2 protein-coding genes are annotated in these 757 nt (G+C 63.9%); one reads left to right on the top strand and one right to left on the bottom strand.

What is annotated here, in order from left to right:
• Positions 1-317, bottom strand: a 317-nt coding sequence (locus A5745_RS03495) for a TetR/AcrR family transcriptional regulator (RefSeq protein ID WP_139329430.1), incomplete at its 3' end; no start/stop codon positions are given.
• A gap of 75 nt (positions 318-392) precedes the next feature.
• Between A5745_RS03495 and A5745_RS03500 the strand changes: the two genes are divergently transcribed.
• A partial coding sequence (locus tag A5745_RS03500; protein WP_139329431.1) for a TetR/AcrR family transcriptional regulator occupies positions 393-757 on the top strand: 365 nt, incomplete at its 3' end.

Raw genomic sequence — 757 nt, forward strand, 5'->3', positions numbered from 1 at the left:
TCGCGCATCAACTGTCCGCATTCGTCGAGCACCGCTTCGATTCGGTCGATGACGTTGCCCGGGCGCTGTGCAGCCTGCCGCAGGCGGGGCATGGACGCGTCGGCCCGGGCCGAAATCGTCGCCTGCATCAGTTCCGACTTGTTGGGAAAGTAGTTGTACAAGCTGGAGCTCGTCACGTTCGCCATGCGGGCTATCTCACGGATCGTGGCCTTCGAATAGCCGACCTCGGCCACACACCTCATGGTTGCCACGATGATCCGCCGGCGAGTTTCCTCGCCACTGGCGCCCACGGGGCGGCCCAGCTGTGTTCGGGTCATGGTGGGTCGGGTCCTCGCTGATATGTGGTCGAATATATTCGACCGACCAACGACTTCCGGCTCCCGCGGAGGTGCATGACCACCACGCCGTCGCAGCTCGGGCGTCCGGTGGGCGCGAATGCCGAAGAGACTCGCCGACGAATCATCGCCGCGGCAATGCGCTGCGTGGGCGACGTCGGCTACTCAAAAGCCACGATCCGTGAGATAGCCCGCATGGCGAACGTGACGAGCTCCAGCTTGTACAACTACTTTCCCAACAAGTCGGAACTGATGCAGGCGACGATTTCGGCCCGGGCCGACGCGTCCATGCCCCGCCTGCGGCAGGCTGCACAGCGCCCGGGCAACGTCATCGACCGAATCGAAGCGGTGCTCGACGAATGCGGACAGTTGATGCGCGAATACCCAGACCTCGCCTCGTTCGAATGGGCGATCCGGGCGGA

The organism is Mycobacterium sp. IS-2888 (assembly GCF_001954215.1).
Taxonomy (GTDB): Bacteria; Actinomycetota; Actinomycetes; order Mycobacteriales; family Mycobacteriaceae; genus Mycobacterium.